Source organism: cf. Phormidesmis sp. LEGE 11477, from assembly GCF_015207105.1.
Classification (GTDB): Bacteria; Cyanobacteriota; Cyanobacteriia; order Phormidesmidales; family Phormidesmidaceae; genus Phormidesmis.
In genome coordinates this window covers 1-1,249 of sequence record NZ_JADEXO010000279.1, presented here as the reverse complement: position 1 = coordinate 1,249, position 1,249 = coordinate 1, and the positions used below count along the sequence as shown (strand labels likewise).

Sequence of the window (1,249 nt, the reverse complement as noted above, 5' to 3'; positions counted from 1 at the left end):
GACCCCCAGGGCCCCGTGGTCTTTTGTCAGGTCGCCGCCCAGGCTGTGCAGGCTGTGGCCATCGAGGTTGTCGCGGCCTTCGCTTACATAGCGGCCGTGCCATTGGGTCTGCAGGCTGCCGTGGAGTGAGCTTGCTTCGCTTAAGGTGACAGGCAGTAGCAGGGCAAGGCCGAGCCAATGCCGCGAGATTGGGGGAAATGAGGTTGGCACCTAGCCTGCTCCTTGCTTGCCGGTAAACCTTGATGCTATCTGTAGTGGTCTAATGAATCCGGACACCAACATAGGTGGTAAAGTTACCACCTTAATCGAGGTGCCAGATGACCAGAAAACGACGTTCCTTTACTCCTGAATTCAAGCAGGAAGCCGCCAGCTTGGTGCTGGATCAAGGCTACACAGTTTCCCAAGCCAGCACATCGCTTGGTGTAGTCGAGAGCGCGCTGCGGCGCTGGGTTAAGCAGCTTGAGGCTGAACGCCAAGGAGTTACCCCGAAAGGCAAGGCTCTTACTCCGGAGCAGCGCCGGATACAGGAGCTTGAGGCTCGCTGTGAGCGCCTGGAACGGGAGAAGAACATTCTAAAAAAGGCTACTGCTCTCTTGATGTCGGACGACTGGAATCGTACGCGCTGATTGACCAGTTAAGTGAGCAAGAGCCTGTGGAATTGGTCTGTTCAGCGTTTGATGTGCATCGTTCCTGTTACTACGAACATCGTAAGCGGTGCCGTCGTATTGATGCGGAGCGAGTGGCCTTGAAAGCCAAAGTGAACCGCTTGTTTAATCAGAGTCGCAGCTCTGCGGGAAGCCGCACGATACAAGGGCTCCTCAATGAGCAGGGAGAGGAAGTCGGCCGCTTCAAGGTGCGCAGTCTGATGCGAGAACTCGGGCTGATCTGCAAGCAGCCCGGGCCTCATGCTTACAAGCAGGCGACAGTAGAGCGGCCAGATATACCGAACCATCTGGATCGAGAATTTACGGTGGCAAGTCCGAACCAGGTGTGGTGCGGAGACATCACCTACATCTGGACGGGGAAAGGCTGGAGTTACCTGGCTGTCGTGCTGGATCTTTACGCCCGGCGGGTTGTGGGCTGGGCCATCTCCAGCCACCCGGATGCAGATCTGGTGGTGAAAGCCCTGGATCATGCCTGGGAGCAACGGGGTCAACCTGAGAAACTCATGTTCCACTCGGATCAGGGCAGCCAATATGCCAGCCGCATGTTCCGGCAGCGGTTGTGGCGCTATCGAATGCGGCAAAGC

1 protein-coding gene and 1 pseudogene are annotated in these 1,249 nt (G+C 57.0%); one reads left to right on the top strand and one right to left on the bottom strand.

Features of this window, described 5'->3' with window-relative positions; all coding sequences use genetic code 11:
* A partial coding sequence (locus IQ256_RS29965; RefSeq protein WP_228025409.1) for a hypothetical protein occupies positions 1–210 on the bottom strand: 210 nt, incomplete at its 3' end.
* Between the two features lie 107 nt (positions 211–317).
* Between IQ256_RS29965 and IQ256_RS29290 the strand changes: the two are divergent.
* Positions 318–1,249 (top strand): annotated as a pseudogene (locus tag IQ256_RS29290) (IS3 family transposase); the annotation flags it as partial.